This is a genomic window from Cytobacillus sp. C11.1 (assembly GCF_058145115.1).
Genome location: NZ_CM176935.1, coordinates 1,188,175 through 1,212,019, shown reverse-complemented (window position 1 = coordinate 1,212,019; position 23,845 = coordinate 1,188,175). Strand labels below are relative to the sequence as shown.

At 36.2% G+C, this 23,845-nt stretch carries 20 protein-coding genes and 3 pseudogenes; 3 read left to right on the top strand and 20 right to left on the bottom strand.

The annotated features are described in order from the left end of the window. The first annotated feature begins 108 nt into the window (after positions 1–108). Together istB and AC3ZVC_RS06065 are read left to right on the top strand one after the other, a co-directional pair. Positions 109–830 (top strand): annotated as a pseudogene (gene istB, locus AC3ZVC_RS06070) (IS21-like element helper ATPase IstB). 763 nt (positions 831–1,593) lie between these two features. Continuing rightward, positions 1,594–2,808, top strand: coding sequence for a hypothetical protein (locus AC3ZVC_RS06065; protein WP_490067093.1), 1,215 nt, complete (start codon positions 1,594–1,596; stop codon positions 2,806–2,808). Positions 2,809–3,017: 209 nt separating this feature from the next. Here the strand turns inward: AC3ZVC_RS06065 and AC3ZVC_RS06060 are convergent, their stop codons facing one another. From AC3ZVC_RS06060 to AC3ZVC_RS05970, 19 genes and pseudogenes are all read right to left on the bottom strand, one after another. Then, positions 3,018–3,770 carry an accessory Sec system protein Asp2 gene (locus AC3ZVC_RS06060; protein ID WP_490067092.1) on the bottom strand — a complete coding sequence of 251 codons (753 nt, stop codon included), beginning with the start codon at positions 3,768–3,770 and terminating at the stop codon, positions 3,018–3,020. Positions 3,771–3,832: 62 nt separating this feature from the next. Further along, positions 3,833–3,991: pseudogene (locus tag AC3ZVC_RS06055) on the bottom strand (LbetaH domain-containing protein); the annotation flags it as partial. A gap of 102 nt (positions 3,992–4,093) precedes the next feature. Beyond that, positions 4,094–4,339: pseudogene (locus AC3ZVC_RS06050) on the bottom strand (hypothetical protein); the annotation flags it as partial. A gap of 36 nt (positions 4,340–4,375) precedes the next feature. Further along, entirely contained in the window at positions 4,376–5,722 is a 1,347-nt protein-coding gene (locus AC3ZVC_RS06045) for a hypothetical protein (protein WP_490067091.1), read from the bottom strand. Positions 5,723–5,991: 269 nt separating this feature from the next. Then, complete coding sequence (locus AC3ZVC_RS06040) at positions 5,992–6,555, bottom strand: hypothetical protein (RefSeq protein ID WP_490067090.1); 564 nt, start codon at positions 6,553–6,555, stop codon at positions 5,992–5,994. Beyond that, the gene (locus AC3ZVC_RS06035) at positions 6,530–7,462 is read right to left on the bottom strand and encodes a lipopolysaccharide biosynthesis protein (protein WP_490067089.1); all 933 of its coding nucleotides are present in this window, start codon (positions 7,460–7,462) and stop codon (positions 6,530–6,532) included. The genes AC3ZVC_RS06040 and AC3ZVC_RS06035 overlap by 26 nt, the downstream gene beginning before the upstream one ends. 50 nt (positions 7,463–7,512) lie before the next feature. Then, positions 7,513–8,682, bottom strand: coding sequence for a hypothetical protein (locus AC3ZVC_RS06030; RefSeq protein WP_490067088.1), 1,170 nt, complete (start codon positions 8,680–8,682; stop codon positions 7,513–7,515). Positions 8,683–8,796: 114 nt separating this feature from the next. Beyond that, positions 8,797–9,954 (bottom strand): glycosyltransferase, encoded by a 1,158-nt coding sequence (locus tag AC3ZVC_RS06025; RefSeq protein WP_490067087.1) that lies wholly within the window; start codon positions 9,952–9,954, stop codon positions 8,797–8,799. Positions 9,955–10,032: 78 nt separating this feature from the next. Further along, positions 10,033–11,145, bottom strand: coding sequence for a glycosyltransferase family 4 protein (locus tag AC3ZVC_RS06020; protein WP_490067085.1), 1,113 nt, complete (start codon positions 11,143–11,145; stop codon positions 10,033–10,035). Positions 11,146–11,231: 86 nt separating this feature from the next. Further along, positions 11,232–11,813: a CatB-related O-acetyltransferase gene (locus AC3ZVC_RS06015; protein ID WP_490067084.1), complete on the bottom strand. Its 582-nt coding sequence runs from the start codon at positions 11,811–11,813 to the stop codon at positions 11,232–11,234. A 124-nt stretch (positions 11,814–11,937) separates the two neighbouring features. After that, a complete protein-coding gene (locus tag AC3ZVC_RS06010) occupies positions 11,938–13,257 on the bottom strand; it encodes a nucleotide sugar dehydrogenase (RefSeq protein WP_490067082.1) in 1,320 nt (439 codons plus the stop codon). Then, a complete protein-coding gene (locus AC3ZVC_RS06005; protein ID WP_490067081.1) occupies positions 13,232–14,524 on the bottom strand; it encodes a glycosyltransferase family 4 protein in 1,293 nt (430 codons plus the stop codon). The genes AC3ZVC_RS06010 and AC3ZVC_RS06005 overlap by 26 nt, the downstream gene beginning before the upstream one ends. Next, entirely contained in the window at positions 14,521–15,144 is a 624-nt protein-coding gene (locus tag AC3ZVC_RS06000; protein ID WP_490067079.1) for an acetyltransferase, read from the bottom strand. Before AC3ZVC_RS06000 ends, AC3ZVC_RS06005 begins: the two co-directional genes overlap by 4 nt. Next, positions 15,141–15,785: a sugar transferase gene (locus AC3ZVC_RS05995; protein WP_490068848.1), complete on the bottom strand. Its 645-nt coding sequence runs from the start codon at positions 15,783–15,785 to the stop codon at positions 15,141–15,143. The genes AC3ZVC_RS06000 and AC3ZVC_RS05995 overlap by 4 nt, the downstream gene beginning before the upstream one ends. Further along, positions 15,785–16,900 carry a DegT/DnrJ/EryC1/StrS family aminotransferase gene (locus AC3ZVC_RS05990; protein ID WP_490068846.1) on the bottom strand — a complete coding sequence of 372 codons (1,116 nt, stop codon included), beginning with the start codon at positions 16,898–16,900 and terminating at the stop codon, positions 15,785–15,787. Before AC3ZVC_RS05990 ends, AC3ZVC_RS05995 begins: the two co-directional genes overlap by 1 nt. A gap of 175 nt (positions 16,901–17,075) precedes the next feature. Continuing rightward, a complete protein-coding gene (locus AC3ZVC_RS05985) occupies positions 17,076–18,896 on the bottom strand; it encodes a polysaccharide biosynthesis protein (protein ID WP_490067077.1) in 1,821 nt (606 codons plus the stop codon). Positions 18,897–19,287: 391 nt separating this feature from the next. Next, complete coding sequence (locus AC3ZVC_RS05980) at positions 19,288–20,052, bottom strand: tyrosine-protein phosphatase (RefSeq protein WP_490067076.1); 765 nt, start codon at positions 20,050–20,052, stop codon at positions 19,288–19,290. 114 nt (positions 20,053–20,166) lie between these two features. Further along, positions 20,167–20,868 (bottom strand): CpsD/CapB family tyrosine-protein kinase, encoded by a 702-nt coding sequence (locus AC3ZVC_RS05975; protein WP_490067074.1) that lies wholly within the window; start codon positions 20,866–20,868, stop codon positions 20,167–20,169. Then, positions 20,861–21,607, bottom strand: coding sequence for a YveK family protein (locus AC3ZVC_RS05970; RefSeq protein ID WP_490067072.1), 747 nt, complete (start codon positions 21,605–21,607; stop codon positions 20,861–20,863). Before AC3ZVC_RS05970 ends, AC3ZVC_RS05975 begins: the two co-directional genes overlap by 8 nt. A gap of 388 nt (positions 21,608–21,995) precedes the next feature. Between AC3ZVC_RS05970 and AC3ZVC_RS05965 the strand changes: the two genes are divergently transcribed. Continuing rightward, positions 21,996–22,778: an SGNH/GDSL hydrolase family protein gene (locus tag AC3ZVC_RS05965; protein WP_490067070.1), complete on the top strand. Its 783-nt coding sequence runs from the start codon at positions 21,996–21,998 to the stop codon at positions 22,776–22,778. A gap of 31 nt (positions 22,779–22,809) precedes the next feature. Here AC3ZVC_RS05965 and AC3ZVC_RS05960 read toward each other — a convergent pair whose 3' ends face one another. Continuing rightward, positions 22,810–23,655, bottom strand: a complete 846-nt coding sequence (locus AC3ZVC_RS05960; protein ID WP_490067069.1) for a hypothetical protein — start codon at positions 23,653–23,655, stop codon at positions 22,810–22,812. Positions 23,656–23,845: the final 190 nt, after the last annotated feature.

Here is a 23,845-nt window from a genome sequence, read left to right as displayed (position 1 = left end):
CCGTGGAATCAGAAGTGACCTAAGGTCTAAAAGGTCGCTGCCTCAACTGCCGGAAGCAACGCGAGGCTTAGATGATTATGACCAACTCCATAAAGAGGTGGATGCATAATGAATGACCAAATAAAGTCTTATGCTAAACGGTTAAAGCTGAGTTGGATCAAAGAGCATTTTGATGAAGTAGAAGCGTCGAGTAACCAAGAGTATTTACTCAAACTTTTTGAAGCCGAAATCCGGCAGCGTGAAGAGCGCAGGCTAAATCTCCTGTTAACCCAGGCTACCCTTCCAACGCTGAAAGGAAAACCGTTTGATTGGAATGAGGTTCAGGTTCCGCCAGGAATGACAAAGGACAACCTTTTAAATGGAGAGTTCATGGAAAAGCAAGAGAATTTTATTTTCTACGGAGGAGTAGGAGTCGGCAAACAACCTACCTAGCTACGCTAATCGGCTTGAATGCCATACATAAGTTTGGCAAATCGGTAAAGTTCTACACAGTGGCAGGATTAGTAAATAGGCTTCTTGAGGCGAATGAAAAAGGCACTCTGCCGAAATTATTCAAGCAACTTGAAAAGCTGGATTTATTAATTCTCGATGAGCCGGGTTACATTCCTCTACATAAACAAGGTGGAGAGTTATTATTCCAAGATATTTCAATGTGTTATGAGGCAAAAAGCATCATTATTACCACTAATCTTCAGTTCGGTCAATGGAACCATGTTTTTGGCGATCCCATCTTGACGGAAGCAGTCATTGACCGACTGATCCATCATTCTCATCTGGTAGTTTTCAACGGCGATAGTTATCGCTATAAAGAATCTTTATTACAGAACTAGATATACTGTTGGCAGGTGGCTATATTTTTAACTGCTATGGACAAAGACGCACGGATCAAAGAACTAGAAATGGAGAATAAAATTTAAAAAAGTATTTAAACAATCTAAACAGGGAGTTATATGTAAATATCTGACCATCAATGAAATTAAAGGATAAATATTCTTTTGTAAAATCATGCCGTATACTAAGTGTAGTGCCTTTTAGTTATTATAAATAAAATAAAAGGGATCAAAAAAGCAAGTTGAAGCAGAAAAATTAGTAAGATTAAAAAAGTTAATTAAGGAGATTTAAAATAACCGAAAAGGCGTTTTTGGTTGCCGCAGAATTACAATCGAGAGGAAAACCAATACAACATTCTTGTCAGTTCCATTATGGTGTATCGTTTGATGAAAGAGATGGATGTAAAAGCAGTAATTAGGAAACGAAAAAAAACTTAATCCATAAATAATATTGTGAAAGTGGATGTTAAATCCCCATTATAGCCGGAATAAAATTCCTCATCTAAAATAGAACCATAGTTGTTGAGATGAGCTATGGTTCGTGAAGACTAGAGAGGAATACTTTATGATCAAGGATATGTACCAAATGGGAGGGAGTGGACACTAAAACGGTTAAGAAATACATAAACTCCCCTACGGGTTTCCAGGAAGAGAAAGAGAAACAGTAGCAGTAAGTATTTAGACTTTACTAATATTTTTTCACTAACAACACTAAACTCCTCATTATTCACTTAGCAAAGTATAAATAATAAAAGGAGCAACCATGATATTAAGAAAATTCATCCTAGTATTTTCGATCACTTTAATTATGCATTTAGGATTGTTTCAAATAAAGGCAACAGATGGATTAAACCCAAACGAAATTATCACCAAAGGGTTATACGATGAATGGTATTTTCAACAATCAAATTGGTCAATAGAAGAATTCCCTCCTAATGAAAAAAGAAAATTTAGCGCTAATGAATATGCATGGGGATGGGGCTATACTGCCAATTCTCTAATTGACATGTATCACGCAACTGGACAGGAAAAATATTTAGAGTTGTTTATTCCACAGGCACAGTATATTCTGAATCATACAGATGAAAAACTGGGAATTGAGAGCTTTTCATATTCAGGACTATCCTTACCCGCTTGGTCAGACCGTGCTCGTTATACATCAGGAAGATTCAATTATACTTACCCTGTCCACACTGGAATGATTGTTCTCCCAATCTTAAGATTTGTAGATATAGTAGAGAAGTACAATTTAATTAAATATAATAAGGTAGCAACCAGTTTCTTATTAGAAAGCGGAAAGGCTTTAGCCATTCACAATAACAAAGATTTATGGGTAAATTTTTCCGAAGATGAAGGATTTTATAAAGGGCATCCATACGGGGAACCTTACGTATCTGAGGCAAATAAAATAGGGGTTCCAAATAGGATTTTAACATATCTGGCAGCGTGCGGGCTTTATGATAAACTGACTAATGATAAGCAATATACACAAAAAATCGAAATGAGCTTGAACTATTTTAAAAATACCTTGTTGAAATATGACTCTTATTATGACTCTTATTATTGGAGTTATTGGGAAAATGAAAAGGGTAATTTTCCTTGGGAGGATATTAGTCATGCCACATTAACTATTTATAGTTTATTTATCCTCCATGAAGAAGCTGACTTTAATATTTTATCTGATAAGGACTTTAGGAGAATATCAAAAATTATTGAAAAAATGATAAAGGATGGTAATCCGCCTCAAATAAGAAAAAACATTCATAATAGACCCCATGAAAAAAAGCTTTACTTTAATGAAGACGAAAACCCTTATTATTATGATATTTTAAGATTGTCCTTTTTGGGTCTTTATAATAGGGAAGTATTTAATGAATTAAATAATGTTTATATAGAGTTATATTTAAGAGGAAATCCTACTAATGGAAACTTATTTAGTATTGCTGCATATTTACACACTGCAGAAAAGATAAAGTGAAACTTCCATCAATTGTGGTTATTTTCATCCCCTACTTAGAATTATCTTTGGCTCCCCAACTCTTGAAGTGGATCCTGCCCGTAATTCGGGATTAATAATTTAAGTGTACAAAACCGCATTTTATGTTATGAAAATAGCTATAAATAAAAAATCAAGTCTAGGATCCGGATCCTAGACTTGATTTTTTACTTATCCAAATGAATAATGAATTATAATAAATCTTTTAAAGTCTTTAATAAAAATGCAGGAAAATAAAGCGCTACATCCGAGTGGTTTTTATAATCTAGAACTTCGAAAGTTGCATCTATGTTATTTTGCTCCAAATCCTTGACCAAATCTTTTATATGGGCTTTGTAGGTGTATTCCTGGTTTGAATACTGTAAATAAACTTTAGTCTTAATTCCAGAACTTTTCTGTATAATATTAGGCAAGAGAGCGTTTACATATTCAATATCCTTTTGAGTATCTCTTCCAGCTATATATTTTACCAAATCTGGATTTCCGCTTTCTAAAGCATATCTTCCTAAATAATATTGCGGAGCACCGATTATAACAGCATCTGCATGATATTTTAAGCCGAAATAAAGACTTGCATATCCTCCCTTACTAGTTCCAATAAAAATAAGCTTTTTTATATTGTTTGTCTTTTTAAACTTACGGATAAGCTCTATTGTTGCTTTTTCTTCATTAAAACGATTGTTACTGCCAATGTAGTAAGAACCACAATGGTCAAATCCAAAATTATCTAAAATAAACAGTTTATTAGTATTTGTTCCATTTAGAGTTTTTACGTAATTATATTTGGCTCCACCTGGAGAAAAACCGCTAAAGCTAACAATTAAAGTATCTGAGCTGCTTTTAGCCAACAAAAAATTTAATACTGTACCTTCATGCTTATATGTCTTTTCGCAGAATTTAACATAGATTTTTAATAATTGTTTTTTTACTTTTACAAAGTTCACTTATCTGCCTCCTTAATAAATAAGTGGCTTGCTAATAGGTACACTTATTCATTTACTACGTTTCTAAACTTTATAACTTTTGCAGGGACACCCGCTACTACTGCATATGGAGGTACATCTTTTGTTACGATTGCATTGGTACCGATAATTGCATGGTCTCCTACTGTTACACCAGGCATGATGTTAGCTCTTCTACCGATCCAAATATCATTTCCTATAATAACTTTTTCAGGTCTAGTATGACCTTGCAGACGCATAGGAATAGACGTGTCTGATGTTTTATGATGAGAAGTGTAAATTAAGACCTCTGGTCCCATCATCACATCTCTCCCTATTACAGTCGGACCCTGGATAATACTATTCGCACCAATCCCTGAGTTATCACCCAACTCTATATTTCTATAAAATTTTGCTTTTCTTTCAATGTTAATATTTTTACTTGTACTGCCTGTTATGTTTTTAAATAAATAGCCTCTAAATTTTTTACTGAAACTTCCAAGCCTTGTATTAGAGCCAGGCAAATACGCGGCAAATAAATAAAATAGAATCGATGAAATCTTCTTTTTCATAATTAACACCTGCTAATTTAATTTATAATCTTGCGATTATCTGCCCTTCTGTAATTCAATAAAAGCACTGACCTTATAATCATTGTTTTCCGCACACTCATTAACGCTTTTACTGATATATAAACCGATAGAAGGGATGATGAAGAATAACACAAAATATGCTTGGGGAAAATTAAATGGATTTAATATAAACATTATTAGTAAAGTTATAATATATGCTCCCGAAGTATAATGGTAATTACTTTTTCTTTCATTTTTTATAAACACATAAAAGATCAGAAGGAAAGGAACTATCCCTATCAATCCAAGCTTTGCTATATTATCAAATAATTCAGAATGCCCTCCAAGCAATGGATTCATACGCAGGCCGTATTCTATTGAGGTTCCAAATAAAGGATTTTCCAGGAAGGTGTTAATGGATTTATTATATAAAAGCTCCCTTGCGCCTAGGGTGCCTTCACTTGAACCCGTTAGCAATTTTATTCCTATTTGCTCTATTCGGCTTGCAAGTAAGTCTGACGAGAATAATGAGGAAATGCTGATAAGCCATTGCCCAATATTCTTCAAATTAACAGCTAATAACAGCAGCAAAATAAGAATAGATATATTCGATATAATGATTCGAATTGACGAATTTTTGTTTGACTTACTTTTTTTCACTCCTATACTAAAATACACACTAAAGATAAACCCAGCGATCATTGCAAGTAATGTTATCGTAGAACCAGTTTTCATACCGATATAAAAACAAATAAAAGTGATTAGAATGGAAATAATATTGATTCCTTTATTTTTATATTTAGCAGCTTTAATTAAACTAAAAAAATATACACCAAGAATTGCACATCCGAAAGCTAAGCCATATCCCTCACCTATAGTAACTGCCCCAAATTCATCTCCATTGCCTGATATAATCTGGCGAGCTGCATACGGATTATTGCTATAGAAGATCAATGCTTTAATACAATAGTAAACCCAAATAATCAGGACAATACCTAACAATCTTTTAAATCCTTTGATACTGTATTTACTTTTATAATAGTTAAACATGAATATACCAATAAAAATAGATAACTGACTTAATAGAAAACCTATACTGGTAACTATTCCTTCAAGGATAAATGAAATAGTAAATACATATATTAAATAAATATAAACAAATAACATGTTCTTATTTCTAAGAGCATTACTGAATGATCCTATATCTGTCAAAAAAGCAATATAGGCCCACATAAACATAAAAGCAAACGTTATATACATCTCACTTTCTAAACCACGCATTAATAGGACAAAAAATATTAAGAAGAAACCCATCGAAACATCAAGGTTGTTTTTCCCGTTTTCGATAAAAAAGCTTTTTTTCTCACTGCTGCTTAATTGCAATCATTTCACCTTCTTAACCTTCTATAGGATTCTTGCACATATAGTGAAACTTCTATCAGTGGGGGTTTCATGCCCCGCTGAGGGTTAAATGAATCCGACTTATCCTTTATGGTTCCCTCAAAGTCTTCATATAGGGATCTTACTACCCTCCCCCATTAATACGGGATAAAAAAAGTATGATTCCCTTTTTTGATACTATATAGTTATTGCTTTTTTCAAGATGTTCGAAGGCCCTATGATAATTTGTTCGGAAGTGGAATTTTTCATCATCAGGCACTCTTTGCGTTTTTTTTCCTTTTAACAAAAAGCTTTAAATTTTCAACTAAATATTGAAAGCATTCTATCTTAAACAAATGCGCAAGTCCCAAATAGACCAATAAACCAACAATTATTTGCAGCATAAGTTTCACTCCTGTATTTAAATCAATAAAGTGAAATACATATACTGCTGCTCCCATAACTAAAGACAATATTAATGAAGGTATAATATCCTTCATTTGCTCTTTATAATGATAATTAAGCAATTTCTTGTTTGGATAAGCGTTTATCATGCTAGAAACAACCCCACTTATAACAGTACCAATGGCAATGGCGTATAAGCCAAAGAAAGTCGCTGCTCCTAATATAGCAAGCCCCAGTCCTTTTTTAATTAGCTCCAACTTTAAGGAAATATCGCTCCGCCCTAAGGCGTTAATAGCCTGCAGATTGGCTGTGTGTATTGGATACATTGCATAGGCTGCGCAATAAATCTGCAAAAATGGAACGCTTGGAAGCCATTTATCTGTTAACAAGAGTTCTATTACAGGCTCAGCTATAATGGCAAGTCCGACCATTAACGGAAAGGTAATAAAGGAACTTGTTACGATTGAATATCCTCACCATATCTTTTACTCTTCTTTTATTGTCTTGCTGTTTCGAATAGGCTGGAAGCATTACAGATTGTATAGGTCCGTCAATATTTGACACAATTAGAGTTGGAAACTGTTTACCTCTATTGAAAAACCCTAATATCTCAGCACTGTATAGTTTACCGATAATAAGGCTTTCTAAATTCATATATAAGTTTCCTATTAAGGTTGACACAAGCAGTTTCCATCCATATGAAAATAAACCTTTTAATTTTTTTAATGAAAAAATCAGTTTTGGTCTCCATTTAACTGTAAACCAAAGAATCAATGCAGTCATGGCATTGTATACTAGTTGCTGTACAACCAGTGCCCATACACCAAATCCCATGTAGGCCATTATAATACCGATGGTTCCGGAACTTATAATAGCTCCTAAACTGCTAAAAAATAACTTTCTGAACTGCATATTGCGAGAAACAATTGCCGTTTGAATAGAGTTAATAGCTCCAAAGAAAAGAGTAATGGCCATGACCCTTAGGACTGGTATAAGCTGTGGTTCTTCATAGAAATTGGCTATAAGCGGTGAAGTAAAGAAGATTAAAGTATATAGAAGACCTGCAACGATAAAGCTCAAATAAAACACTGAAGAATAATCTGATTCATCTGTGCTTTTCTTCTGAATAAGTGCAGTATTAAAGCCACTTTGAACAAAAACGTTAGCCAATGTAATAAATATGGTAATGAGAGCTACTATACCGTAATCCTTAGGTAAAAGAAGACGTGCAAGAATTATTTGAACTATAAACTGTATTCCTTGGGTTCCTCCGCGCTCCATAAACTTCCAAAAGAGTCCAGAGAAAACTTGTTTTTTTACATCCTGTTGACTTTGCAAAATGATCCTCTTTTCTACTTTTATCAATAACTCTTAAAGCATATGTTAACCTACAAAATTCCTTTTGCCCATAACTCTTTTATTCTTTTTGGAGATGAAATATTTAGAATTAAATCCCTATTCGTTTTCAGCCTCGGCAAAATTTCTTCATAATTCCTTACGACTTTTTCCAGAGAATCAGATACTTTATTTATATCATCTATAGATTGGGCGACAATCCCGCTATTCTCTATTTCATAATAATTTAACCACTTCCCGTAAATCATCATGGCCCCGGAATATAAGTTCTCTTGCATAACCCCAGAAAAGGCATCAGTTGTAATGGTGGTAATATAAATGTCACTACATATAAATAACTTTAGAATTTTTTCTTGTATCATGTAATCACTTAATACAGCACCATCCAGGTCAGATTTTTTTAGCAAATTCTTAATTTCCCTCTGATATTCTTTTAAATTCGAAGGTCCATAGGTCATCAAAAAAAGAAAATAGCATTTCTCTTTTACTTCATCATTACATTTCGACAATGATTCAATCATTTTTTCATATTGTTCTTGTTTTGTCCCAGTGTGACCACAAATGACAAGCAGTCTATCCCGTGGAAGTCCAAAGTCTTTTTTTAAGGAATCTGTATCACTTGTTTCTTGAAGATGATCAATTTTCTCAAAAGACATAATTGGAAACTTTATTACCTCAACCTTACTGTCAAACTCTGTATTAAATGCTTTATTAAAGAACTTTTTCATATTTTCAGTATTTAATACGATCTTATGAGACATTTTGAATAACTGCCTATAGCTGGCTAAATCGAGTTTTTCGTTTCGCAGCAAGTCGCTCCCCCAAAACACAGGGATTATCTTGTTATAGAGATCCTTATTTTGAATAACCAGTTTTGATTTGGTAATATCAATGAAATGAATAAAGCAATAGTTAAAAGACCCTAAGCTTCTTATTTTTCTATTCAATTGTTTAATATGAGCAATCACTCGCAGCTTCGGTATTTTTATGATTAGTGAGCCCTTAACAAGCTCGTTCAACCCATTATTTAAAACTACTTTTATATTGTTTTTTTCATAGTATTCTTGTGCATCTTTATTTGTAACTTCCTGTGACTTTAAATCAAATAAAGTAATTTCCATATTATCCATGTCCTCTAGGACAACTCGTAAAAAGTTTACAATGTGAATGGAATTACAGTCACCTATTATTAAAGCTTTCATTCTTTAAATTCTCCTTAGCATAACCGACTTATTTGCCGTAAGCAGTTATAACACACTCTTAACAAAGGAACTAAAAATACTTGCTTGAAATGAAAATAAACCGAGGACATGTTGTTACATACATGCCTTTACTTTTTCAAGATAGGATTGAGCAGCTTTATCTTCAGTAAAATTGATGATGGTTTGGTTAATATTAATAGTTAAATCCGTTAGCTTCCCGATATCCATCTCGACAATACCTTCCATTTTATCTACAGCCTCTTCTATAGAGCGAGGTGTACACAAAAAGCCATTCTGACCGTCCTGTACTACACCATCTATTCCATTATTGAAAGCTCCAATTACAATACATCCTTTTGCCATAGCTTCAATATAAGAAAGTCCAAATGTTTCCGGTTCACTGACCATTACAAACACATCGCTTTTCTCCATATAGGCAAGGACTTCTTTACGGGTCTTCTTTCCTAAAAAAAATACTCTTTCCGTTATTCCAAGCTCAAAAACAAGATTTTCTAAAAAAGCTCTTTCAGGTCCGTCGCCAAGAATGTAATACTCCCATGCTAATGATTTGTCCAGCCTGGATAATGACCTTAGATTAATATCTATATTTTTTAGTTTTTTCAAGGTTGCCGCTGTAATAAATCGTATCGGCCTTTCTTTATTCTTCCACTCTTGTATTTTTATTAAGGTATCTTCAACTGGATTTATAATACTTTTTTCTATACCTGAAAATGCTATAAAATATTTTTCCTTATATTGCGGAAAAATTTTCATGGCTTCTTTAAGAATTGACTGAGAACGGCAAGCAATCAAAGCGGCTTGCTTGAATAATCCTTGATAGTTACTTTTAATATTACTATTTCGAAGGTGCAAAACATCAGCGTAGTGCAGCCCTAAGATTAATGGTTTATTATAAATTCTTGCAAGCTTTGCAGCCCCAATTGCACAATGCAATCGATGGGTTATAATGACATCAGGATCCATGTGATTCCTCTTCACATATTTAATAAGAGGTTTGTAAAAATAATTATTTTTTTTCGGTATCTTCCAAATAGGAACTACATGAACTTTAACATTATTAACAAAAACCTTATTTTCCTTATAAACCTTTTTTTTTACTAAATCTTTAAATTCTGTAGGTAAAAAAAGCGGCCTTATTACTTCCAGATCCTCATCCCATAATTTGGATATATTGAACAAAGCTTTTGTATTTTTATCTTGCTCTAAATTTACATCATATGGATAAAGGTTTGTAACAAACAAAATTTTCAATTTCCCCGCTCCCTCTTTCCATATTTTTTAAAAACCGAGCCGCAAAATGATCAAAAAGTTATTTCTAAGTGACTGGCTTCATTTTTTCACTAATTTATAGATTTTATCAAACTCTTGGCTGACAGCTTCCCAATTGAATTTATCGCTATAATTGATGCAATTTGCAGATAGTTGTTTATAATTTTCCATAATGCTAGTTATTTTATCTGCAATCTCCCTGTGATCATAGCAGTTCACGTGATACCCAATAACACCTTCATCAAACTGTTCATCAAAGCCTTGACCCTTTGTATAGATTACCGGTACCCCCTGGCTAATAGCCTCTGCATAAACTAAACCAAAGGTTTCCGTTATTGATGGCATTACAAAAATATCATTTTCTCTATAAAGCTGAATTAATTTTTCTTTTGGCTGCTGGGGCAGATAGTGAACAAAATTATATTTGATAATTTTGTTGAATTCATTTTTATCCTCCACTCTCCCAACTACTGTCAGCTTTACATCAAGACCTTTGTTAATTAACAGCTCACATGATTTTATCGTGGTTAAAATATTTTTATTTTTATCAATTCTCCCAGCAAAAATGAGTTTAATAGAATTTCTTTCAGAAATATCTTTCGGAGAGAATTTATTATTTAGCCAATATTCATCAATTCCATTGGGAATAATAACACTTTTTCCGGAAATTGTTTCACGAAGGTTGCCAGGCACATATTTATTTAGCACTTCATCCTGGTATACCTTTGACATAAATACTATCTTTTCGGCATTTTTCAAGATTTCAATCCCTTTGTTTCTTAAAAGAACCCTTTTTTTTAAAAAGCCATTTACATCTGTATTTCGTACAGACACAATATATGGGACGTTATACATCTTTGAAAGCTCGTAAGCTATATTCCCATCAGTAAATAAAGTATGTGCATGGATTAAAGCAAACGAATCATTCCTTATATTTATGGTCTTTTTTAATGAATAAAGAATCTTTCTTTGCTTATAGTGATAAAAATATCGATCTCTCTTCTTATAACAAAGTGGATGATAGACATACTCTTTAGGCTGAATCACGTAATCTTTACCGCTGGATGTCGGCATATATACTATATTCTCGATATTTTTTTTAATTAGACACTCTATTAATTTCTCATGAAGAGTCGTATATAGATAATTTGAATTTATATGTAATAATTTCATCTATATCCTCGTTTCTTAACACTTTTACATTTGGTTATTACACTAATATCACAATATAGCACCAATTTAGATAGCCTTTCCCTATATTATTTATTCAGCTGAATTTTATCTTCTAACGACTTAATTACTTTTTTGGCTTGCTTGATATCATGGTTAAACCAATTACTCTCTTTTATTAATTCAATGGTATCAGGGTCAAAGCGGTATCGGATAACCCTGGCAGGCATACCTACAGCAACAGCAAAATCAGGTATATCATGAGTTACTACAGCATTGGCACCTATTACAGCCCCATCACCAATTTTTACACCTTGCATAATCACTGCATTGGCTCCGCACCAAACGTCATTTCCGATTTCTGCTGGTGTTGTTTTTAGAGAATGCCCTACTAACTCTCCACTGATTTTCTGATAGGTAGTAACATAAGATAGGCTATGGTTTCCCTGCCCTATTTTAACCCCCGGACCTATTGAGCAATAGTTCCCGACTCTCCCGTTATTAAGCATGGTATAAGGGCCAAAATAATTATAGCTGCCGATGAAAGCAACTTCTTCAACAAATACTCCTTTTGCGAATGTATTTCCCTTCCCGCGAATTTCACCATATATCCCCTTTTTCCCCGTTAAAATCCTACCAATCCTAAAAAATGCCTTTTTTAGCAGATTCACTTTATTCATCCTATCTTAGATATCTCTTGATATTGATCATTTTAATAAGGGCTTCTTTCTTCATAATGGTGATCGCGGAAATAACGACAACCACGTTATAGCCGGACTCTTAATCTGACTTCCTCTACAATCTCCAATATTTGTATCCAGCTTTTTCTATCTCATCTTTATTTAAGATGCTTTTAATATCAACTATGACTTTTTCCTGGTTTGGAAAGTCCCCAAACAGTCCATCAATATATTCAATCGGCATCTCTTTAAATAAATCATGCGCTACTGCAAATATAAGACAGTCAGCGTCATTTACCATATCAAGAGGGACAAGATCAACACCATACTCATGCTTTGCTTCCGAAGGATCTGCATAGGGGTCAACTATTATCGGATTAATCTCATATTCATTAAGGCGATTAATAATATCTTCAACTTTGGAATTACGAGTATCCGGGCAATTTTCCTTAAAAGTTAAACCTAAAATCACTACTTTTGATTGCTTAACCACCTTGTTAGCATGAATTAGCTGCTTAATAATGGCGTCTGCTACAAATGAGCCCATTCCATCATTAATCTTTCTGCCTGATAATATAATTTGAGAATGATAGCCTAGCTTTTCTGCTTCATAAATAAAATAGTATGGATCAATGCCAATACAGTGGCCTCCAACCAGCCCTGGGTAAAACTTCAAAGCATTCCACTTAGTATTCATCGCCTCAACCACTTCTTGTGTATCAATCCCCATGCGGTCAAATACCATAGCAAGCTCGTTCATAAATGCAATGTTAATGTCACGCTGACTATTTTCAACAACTTTAGCTGCTTCAGCTACTTTAATTGAGCTGGCACGATGGACACCAACCTCAACTACAAGCTCATAAATCCTTGCAATTTCTTCTAATGATTCCTTATCCATACCAGAAACTATTTTAATGATATTTTCTAAACGGTGTATCTTATCGCCAGGATTTATTCGTTCTGGTGAATATCCAACCTTAAAATCTATTCCACACTTTAAACCAGATTCTTTTTCTAAAATTGGAATACAGATATCCTCAGTTACTCCCGGATAAACTGTAGATTCATACACCACAATGGATCCTTTAGATAGATTTCTCCCTATAGTTTTACTCACACCTTCAATAGGAGCTAAATCTGGCGTTTTATCTGCATTTACTGGCGTAGGAACTGCCACTATATGAAACTTAGCTTCCTTTAACCTAGTAGCATCTGAGGTGAATTCTACAGTGGTTTCTTTTATAGCGGTATCACCCACCTCATTTGTTGGATCTATTCCATTTTTATATTGATTAATTTTGTTAGTATTAAGGTCAAAGCCAATAACATTAACCTTCTTAGCAAAAGCAACTGCAATAGGCATACCTACATACCCTAATCCAATAACAGCTATCTTTTCCTCTTTATCAACTACTCTTTCGTATAAGCTCATTTGTATGTTCCTCTCTTCCATCCACAGTTTCAATAACATTAATTAGTTTTTCTGTTAATCTATTAAAGTCAAATTGATAGGAAGCTTCTCGGGCATTTTTGCCCATTAAGCTATTTTTATTTTCATCACTACAAGCACGGAGTATAGCTTTAGCAATCTCTTCTGCATTTTGTACTGATGCACTTATTCCACAATTAAATCTATCGCATATGCTATAACCAGTAGTATATGTTTGAACAATACATTTCCCTGCAGCTAAATACTCAAAAAATTTATTTTGGCTTTGACCATACTTATCTAGTGAAGTACTTGAATTATGAAGTATATTTACATAAGATTTTTTAAGGATAGACGGTATATATTTCTTTTCAACATGACCTTTAAAAACCACATTGTGAATTCTTTCATCTTCACAACGCTTTTTAAGCATTTCACTTTCATTACCTGACCCATATATCAAAAATCTAATGTCTTTATTACCTTGCTTTTGAATTATTTTAGCTGAATCCAATAACAGTCCAAGGTTGTTGACTTTTCTAATAGAGCCAGCATATACGACATTTTTAAAATTTCTATCCTCTAGGTCAAAATCTGTTATTTTATATTTTTCGCTATTTTTATCAAAAGTGTCGATTATTACCCCATTACTAATGTGCTTTACTTTATTCAAATCAATTTGGCTTTCCCATTCTTGATCACGTAAATATTCCCTACCACCTTCCCAAGTCATGATGATAGAGTCCGCCTTTTTATATATCCATTTTTCACCTTGATATAATATTTTTGCAATCAAACTATTTCTTTTTAAGGCCCCATAAGCAACTATACTCTCTGGCCATAAATCTCTTACTTCACAGATACAAGGGATTCCAAATTTCTTGGCTATCTTTATCCCTGCAATTAAGGTTAGAGGATGAACACTAGAAGCAAGTATCACATCTGGACTTCCATATTTATCTGAATATTTTTTCGCAACAGGGAACAGGTTTCTATAAAAGGCCAACATATTTTTAATCCTTTGCTTCCCATTACCTATATAATTAGGTGTTCTTACAAAGGTAAATGGGATGCCGTTAATTTTATCTGAAATACATAATCTATTTTTGGTGTTCATGTTTTCATTAGTGTTATGAACAGTAGAAGCACAAAATATAATGGGGTTATAGCCATGTTTTATCAAATTTTCTGCAAACCAGTAATGTCTTCCTGCTTGATCTTTGAACATATTGGTAGCATAGTGGTTCAATATCCAAACATTCTTTTTCATGCCCTAACTCTCCTCACAGGAACCCCAATATAAGTACCAGGTTCAGTTATATCTTTAATAACAACACCCGCAGCGCCGATCTTACAATTAGTTGTAATGTTTATATTATTACTAACAACACTACCAATCCCTAACCAAGTCCCTTTCCCTACTTTAACAGTCCCAGCTAGATGAGCTCCTGGTGATATATGAACAAAATCTTCGATTCTATTATCATGATCAATTGTTGCACCAGTATTAATAATGCAACCTTTACCTATTTTAGTACAGCAGTTGATTACTGCTCCTGCCATAACAGCTGTTCCAGTCCCAATTTCAACTTGGTCTCCAATTATTGAGTTCGGATGAATTAATGCTGGGATAGTTGCTCCTACTCCTTCAAGAATCAAATGAATCTTTTGTCTAGTTATATTATTGCCTATACCAACGAATATCTGATATTGATCAATATACTTTTTTACATTACTGAAGTTTCCTAATACCTCTAGCCCCATTGATGTTTTTAAACTTGGGTCATCATCCAAGAACTCTATGGTTTTCCATTTATTCATCTTTAAAGCGATATCAGCAGTAACCTTCCCATGTCCACTTGCTCCAATTATTAAAAGTTTGTCTTTCATATCTCTGTTCTTTCCCTTTTAGTCCCTTGAAAAGGCTCCATAGTAGCTGCAGTTTCTGAGCTTATTCCATCTCTAACAAGAACCTTTTTAATTGTTAAAAACATGATCTTCCAATCCCCCATGAAACTCACACTATCCACATAGCGAATATCAAGGTCAAATTTATCTTCCCAACTAATCGCATTTCTCCCATTAGCCTGTGCTAATCCAGATAATCCAGGTCTTACTTCATGGCGGCGTTTTTGATGCTCATTATAGAGCGGGAGATAATGAACCAACAACGGTCTTGGACCTATAATAGACATATCCCCTTTTAGAATATTAAAAAGTTCCGGTAGTTCATCAAGGGAAGTCGAACGGAGGAATCTTCCAAACTTTGTTAACCTTACACTATCAGGAAGCAATTCCCCATTCTCGTCTCTCTCATCCGTCATTGTCCTAAACTTAAACATCATAAAAATCTTTTCATTTAGGCCAGGTCTTTGTTGTTTAAAAAGGATTGGGCTGCCAAGTTTCGTCCTTACTAAAATTGCAACAATCATAAATACTGGGCTTAAAATAATAATAGCAATCAAGGAAAGGATTAAATCCATAGGTCTTTTTATAAAGCGTCTATAAATTCCACCTTGGGAATGTTTCATTACCTTAACCACAACCCCTTAATAATCTTACAAACTCTCTCCAAATCCTCATTTGTCATCTTTGTATCTGACGGCAAACAAATACCATTCTTAAATAAATTCGCAGATACACTTGTTCCAACAAAATCATACTTATCAAAGAATGGCTGCATATGCATCGGCTTCCAAACAGGTCGAGATTCAATATTCTCTTTTTCAAGTGCTTCCATAATATCTATTGGTCTAACTTTTCCATTTAAAGTTATGCTACTTAACCAATAATTCGGATTATCGCATTCATTTTCAGGCATAACTCCAACACCTTCGAGCCCACCAAGCTCTTTTTTATAAAACTCATATATATACTTTTTCTTCTCAACTCTTTGTTCCAAAACCTTAAGCTGTCCTCTACCAATACCAGCAACTACATTGCTCATACGATAATTAAATCCTAGTTCACTATGTTGATAATGTCTTGCTTGATCTCTGCTTTGGGTGGCCCAGAACCTTACTTTCGCAACTTTTTCTTCATTATTAGAGACTAGCATTCCTCCACCGGAAGTAGTTATAATCTTGTTGCCATTAAAAGAAAAAATTCCGTAATCCCCAAAAGTTCCTGTGTGTTGTCCTTTGTAATAAGTACCTAAAGATTCAGCCGCGTCTTCTATTAAAATGACATTATGTTTCTTACAAAGTTCTACTATCTTATCCATATCAGCAGATAGTCCATAAAGATGAACTACAATTACTGCCTTCACTTCAGGGTACTTCTCAAAAGCTTCTTCCAAAGCTTTCGGACACATATTCCATGTCTCATAATCACTATCTATAAAAACAGGTAACGCGTTTTGATAAATAATCGGATTAGCAGTGGCAGAGAAAGTAAGTGTCGGACAAAAAACGATATCACCTTCGCCTACTCCTGCTGCTCTTAAAGCTAAATGGATTGCAGCAGTTCCAGAAGAAAGTGCAGCAGCAGCCTTGCTTCCAACTTTAGCTGCCAGTTCTCTTTCAAACTCATCAACATTTTTGCCAAGGGGAGCTATCCAGTTTGTATCAAAAGCTTCCTTTACATATTGCATTTCATAGCCTTCATCGCTCATGTGTGGCGAAGAAAGGAATATTCTTTCTCCCATATTCATAGACTTCCTTCCTTATTAACTGCTTTACACTCATATGGAGTCTAGCGGTTTCTTAACTAACAACTTTAAAAACAATATCAATTCAAATTATAAGCCCTTCCTCATATAATGGTTAAAATACGAGCGAGGGCCTATCTTGTTTAAAATTTATTTATTCATAACCATTTGCTCACTTAACAATTGAATATATTTTGTTCTTCCTCTTGTTGGCCAAACTTAACACAAACTCACTAATCTCACTGCTAGACATCCCGTCATACTTATCAATCAAATAATGTACTTCCTCTTCCTGCTCCAAAACAGCCTTCCCAATAAAAATCTTAGGAAACACAGCTTCCTTATGAACTTCTTTTTCATTAAGAAGCTCCTCATACATCTTCTCACCAGGACGAATACCAGAGAACCTAATTCCGATCTCTTCCTCTTTATAACCAGAAAGAGTAATAAGATTACGAGCCAAATTAACAATCTTAACCGGCTCACCCATATCCAATACAAAGATCTCTCCGCCACGGGCCAACGCACCCGCTTGCATGACAAGCCTTGAAGCTTCAGGTATCGTCATAAAATACCTCGTCATATCCGGATGTGTAACCGTCACAGGCCCACCAGCTTGAATCTGCTTCTTAAACAGCGGGATAACACTCCCCCGGCTGCCAAGCACATTCCCAAACCGAACTGCCACAAACTTTGTAGCACTATGTTTATCCAATTCCTGAATAACCATCTCCGCAATCCGCTTCGTAGACCCCATAACATTCGTAGGGTTAACCGCCTTATCAGAAGAAACCAAAACGAATGTCCCAACACCGAAGGTGTCCGCCGCCTCCGCAACATTCTTCGTCCCAAGCACATTATTCTTCACAGCTTCCTTAGGATTATACTCCATCAAAGGCACATGCTTATGTGCCGCTGCATGATACACAACATCTGGCTCATGAGTTTCCATCACTTCAAATATCCGATCCCTGTCCTGAATATCCGCAATGATTGGGACAATTTCCATTTCACCTTTATGCTTATTCCTTAACTCCATATCAATCAGATAAATCGAGTTCTCTCCATGCCCTAATAGAAGCAGCTTCTTCGGCTGAAACTTGCACACCTGACGGCAGATTTCAGACCCAATTGATCCGCCTGCCCCTGTCACTAAAACGATCTTCCCAGTCAGTTTTTCTGAGATACTGTCAATATCCAGTTTAACCGGCTCCCGGCCCAGAAGGTCTTCCACCTGAACATCGCGGAACTGGTTAACAGAAACTTTACCTAGCATGACATCCTCAATCATCGGCATAATAACTGTCTTAGCTTTCGTGCCGGAACATTCCTCAAAAATTCGCTTCATTTCTTCTTTATTAAGAGAAGGAATGGCAATGATTATTTTGTCAATTCTCAATGTTTCAACAGTCTTTGCAACGCGTTTAGAATCTCCTACTACGGGTAGACCAAGTATATGCAACTTATACTTTTTCGGATCGTCATCTATAAACGCAACAGGCTTGATGCCGGCATCCCGACTTTTTAGCAGCTGTCTTGCAAGCATAGTACCTGCAGCCCCTGCTCCTATGATTAATGCACGCTTCGGTTCCACCTGTGGTTTGATATATCGATCCCGGTAAATCCGCCATGAAAAGCGGGAACCGCCGATTAATAACACATGAAGCATCCAGGCAAGACCCAATGCCCGAACGTAGATGTTGTTCATGATTAATAGCTGTATGACTGCAGTAGCCATAATTGAAAGGGTGACTGCCTTCACAATCGTAAACAGCTCGCCTACACTCGCATACTCCCAGGCTTTGTTGTAAAGACGGTACATGGAAGCAAACAAATGATGGCTAAACAGCAGGGTAATCGATGTGACCAGCAAAGTTTCATATTTAAATATTTGTAAAGATGGATGAAGGATTAAATAACTGAGATAAATAGCCGATAATACAATTAGTGAATCCAATAAAACTAAAAATGTAAGCCGCTTTTGATAAGTCAATAATATTGCCCCCTTAAAATAGTAGAAAATAACTATAAAACAACCAAAGAAAATTACCCGACCGCGTATTTACGCGCATAAATAAATACCTAATGAAACCACACGTGTCTTGACACATACTTTTTCATTAAGTATCTAGGTAAAAGCATTAAGGGCATTGAACCCGTCCTCACCTTATGCTAGTTGGCCACTTGGGCTAAGGAGGATTGACCTCCCACAGCATAATCGAGTGTCTCCATTGATAACGGCTAGGAGGCATCGCCATTTTTATTTGGTTAGGTCTGCTGTAAGCTCCTTACTGTTATCTTTATTATAAGAAGGAGCCCGTTCAAAAAATTGAACCGGTACTCTAGATTCTTAAATAAAAATGTTTAACCTGATCTCATGTGGTTTAAAAGAGTCCAAGAAACTTTTTCTTCTTTACTCTCTCTGGGATGTCCCTCATTACTTTTTGTCCCTGGACGAGCAGTTCGGCATTTTCTGTAAACAGGTAGACCAAATCAGCACCGTATTTAGAATCAATCAAGCTGAAAGCTTCTGCCATTTTAAACGAACGGTTATTGGTATTATGGGCATCTGAAGCAATAAAATGGGTTAGGTTTGCTTCGATTAACTGATGGGAAAAGGTTTTGACTTTTTTCCCGAAGTAGCCGCAAAGGCTGGATGCTGTCACCTGGGTCAAGACACCCTTTTTTACTAATTGGTAGAGCCGATCCGGATGCTCAATCAATTCAGAGTTCCGTTCCGGATGAACGATGATCGGTGTCAGCCCATTCAGTTGAATGTCGTAGAGCAGCTGATCCGTATATCTTGGAACATGGCCTGAAGGCAATTCGATGAATACGTACTCTGAGTGTGCCAGTGTCATGATTCCTCCAGATTCATAATGATCGACAAACTCCCCAAAAATTCGGCTTTCCTGACCAGGCAAAACCTCTAATGAAATCCCTTCAGCTTTAATCGCCTCGTTCACTTCTCTTACCTTTTCCAGGATCTCCGGCTTTTCATTTTCATACTGCCCATTTTTATGATGGGGAGTTGCGATGAGCTTTTCGATGCCCTCTGCGGCTGCTTTTCTTGCCATGGCCAGGGTTTCGCTCATATCCTTGGCGCCATCATCGACACCGGGTAAAATATGGCTGTGTATATCAATCATCGCAATTTCCCCTTTCTTTTGGTCTGTTCTTTATATTGAAAAATTGTTCTTTATATGGCACTTTTCATAACTTACTATTTTAGTAGGGTAAAGGGGTCTTCTTGTCAAGAAACGTTACTTTCCCCCGTAATAATAATAGTATTGAGAGTCTTTCATTTTCTTATTATTTAATACCACGCCTAGAAGCTTGCTTTTTGCTGCCTGCAGCAGGTCTCTTGCCTTTTCAGCCTGTTCGATTTCCGTTTCCCCACTACGCGTCACCAAAATCGTTCCATCACACTGGTTCGCCAGAATTTGGGCATCTGCCACAGCTAAGACAGGTGGAGTATCAAATAGGACCATATCAAATTCCTGATAAGCTTCCTCCAGGAATTCCTGCATCCCTTTTGATCCGAGCAGCTCTGCCGGATTCGGCGGGATCGGGCCGCTTGCCAATACAAAAAGGTTATTAACTTTTGTAGGAGAGACAGCTTTTCCCAATGTTGTACGCTTCGTTAGGATATTGGTTAACCCCGTTATATTATTCACATCAAATGTATAGTGGACAGTTGGCTTCCGCAGATCCGCATCCACAAGGAGCACTCGTTTTCCCTGATCTGCAAATACAACAGCCAGATTGGAAACGGTTGTTGATTTTCCTTCTCCAGGTCCGGAGGATGTCACCATAATTGAGCGAACTTCCTGATCCACGGATGAGAACTGGATGTTTGTCCGTACTGTTCTATACTGTTCGGAGACGGGAGACTTTGGAGTTGTTACGGTTACTAGCCGGCGCTTATTGTCCCGTACAGGCTTTTTCATTTTTTTCTTAAACAACGTTCTCACCGCCTGCTTGTTTAATGCCCTCTGTTACTTGCTTTTTGCCTTTTGGCACTTTTTCTTCCTCTATCGTCGAAATCGCACCAAGTACAGGAATGTCCAAATGCCTTTCGATGTCCTGCTCTGTTTTAATCGTATTATCGAAGTACTCAAGCAGGAATGCCAGACCGACGCCTGCCATTAGACCGACCACTAACGCAATCGCAATGTTCAAAATAGGCTGAGGCTTGACCGGTGATGCATTTTCTTTCACTTCCGCTTTTGCGAGAACACTAACATTATCGATGTTCATGATTTTGACAATCTCTCGCTGGAAGACATTTGCCGTTGTATTCGCGATATCAGCTGCCATATTTGGATCCGCATCCTGGACAGTGATCGCAAGCACCTGTGAATCCTTTTGGCTTCCAACCGTAATTTTAGAATTAAGCTGTTCCGTTGACATATCCAAATCCAAATCCTGTTTCACCAAATCCAAAATTGCAGGACTTTTTATAATGACGTTATACGTATTAATCAGCTGCAAGTTGGTTTGGATTTCACCGGGATTGTAGATCGGCTGGTCGCTTTTCGCCTGGTTTACAAGAAGTTGTGTCGAAGACTGGTAGATAGGAGTTAAGAAAAAGTAGCTAATAATTCCACTTGTGAGAACCGCCACAAATGTTAGGGAAAGAATTAGCAGGATACGTTTCCTTAACGTTTGCAATAGGTCTCTGAGACTGATTGTTTCTTCCATGATTTCCTCCTGACTGATGTATATACATATAAAACAAGTAGTATTATAGCATATATGGAAAAAAACTAGCGATTTGTATCTTGTTCAATTTAAAACTAGCTATATCTGTAATATTTGTAAATCCATTTCCCTATGTCCTTTTCCATTTTAACAGCAAACTGTAACAAATTTGTAGCATAAATTTAACATTGGAATAAATTGCATACTTAGACCTATACCACCGTTTTCCATGTTTAAACATATTTTTAATAATATTTTTCCATTTGTTCTTTTTTATGTCGAAAGCTGTTGTCATCGACTTTAAATATTGTCATAATTTTAACTGTGATTGAATAATGATTTAGTCCTATTTTAATAGATTATTTTAAAAAAGTTAGGAGGCGTACGATTGAAAGCTCTTATTCCAGCTGTACTGGCAGTCGCCTGTATAGCCGTATTAATAGCAGGACAAGTGCATTGGAAGGATAAGATATCCGCAGCAATTGGAGCCAGTGTGATGGATACTTCAAAAACAGAAGATACTATGACTGAGAGCCAGAATGACCCTATTTTAAAGCTTGCGGCAAATTGGCCAGAGGATAGTGTCCAAAATCTGGAGAAGGCTATTGAAGAAAATAGACCCTATAAAATCCAAATTGTCGGTTCCACCGCTTTGGGAAAAGGGCCAGATTCCTGGCCAGAGCTTGTAAAAGATGAGCTTTTGAATGCATACGGAGAAGGTCTTCTGGAAGTTTCCATCCTTTCTTATGACCTGAATTCTCTTGAATTTATAAGCCAAAGCAAGCAGGATGATCTGCTTGAGGATCCAGCTGACATGATAATCCTGGAGCCTTTTACGTTGAAAAACAATGGCGAGGTAAGTGTAGAGCACTCGTTCAAGCACCTGCAAACCATTATGGATGACGTAAAAAGTGAAAGTCCTAAAACCACATTCCTGCTGCAGCCGCCGCATCCTTTATACAATGCGGAGCATTATCCGAATCAAGTCGAGGACCTGAAGGAATATGCGGCTGAAAATAAAATTCCATATCTGGATCATTGGACAGCATGGCCAGACCAGACGACTGAGGAATTTAAGGAATATCTTTCAGAGGATAATAGCCAGCCGAGCAATAAGGGGCATAAGGTTTGGGCTGAGTATTTAACGGATTATCTGATTAGCCAGGAGTAATGGAATAAACAGAAAAAGGCTGCCTCGGGAGTTAATCCGGGCAGCTTATTTTCTCATGAGGCTCTTTTGACATGTCGCCTTCCACGAGGTTCAAGATATTTTCTCTTTGAATGCAGCCATTTTGGAACGTTACCTCAAGTTCCAGCCCATCCACCTTTTCATTTTTGAAGTCGGCCAGGTAATGCCATATACGCTCCTCGTATTCAGCCTCCGCTTTTTCCTTCAATGGAACCCTTTTCTCCTTTTTATCGGTATAGAGAATCATCGCTACTTCTTTTAGATCAAATAAGTCGAAAGCAGGCTTTTGGTACTGCCACACCTCCAGTTCAACGGCAAGAATTCTACCGTTCTCCTGCATGTGAAAGCTCATGATTTCCGGATAAAGCGCCATCATGTGATACAATTCGTACGGAATGGGTTTAATATCGTCTGCTCTCTGAACCGAACCAACACTCATGATTCGATACTCGTACTCCCGGGATGGATGTAGCCTGAATTCTGTTTTATACTCGTTGTCCCCTGTTTTCTCGGCCAGCTGCTTGACCCATTTTCCGTTTCTTTCCCTGTATTGTACATAAACCCCTGCGTCCGTTTCGATTTCCCTAAAAGACCATTTCAGATCAAGAGAAACTTCCCGCCCTGTTGTTTTTTCATTATTGGCTTCGAACTCTTCTGAACTGACCCATTTTTGCTTTTCTTTCATTTCATAGATTTCACTTTGGAGTGAGCTGATTTCGTTGTGAAGAAAGCTTGCATTCGCTGCCGCTTCCTCGATTTGATATCTTAATTCTTCCGTTACGTGATTTAATCTTAGATTGAACAATAAAAGGCCCATCAAAAGCAAGATCGCGACAATGGTGTATGCTTTTTGATTCATCCCCGTCCCTCCGCATTTTCAGGCTCATTCTTTCAAAGCCAAAACAAAAAGCCGGCACCTGCCAGCTTTTTGTCATTATCTATTTTTTACTTTTGCACCCGCTCTGTAAAATGTATGCCGGTACACACTACATTAGAACCCGACAATTCGTGCTATCGTCCCGCTTTATTCTATAAAAAATCCCCTCCAA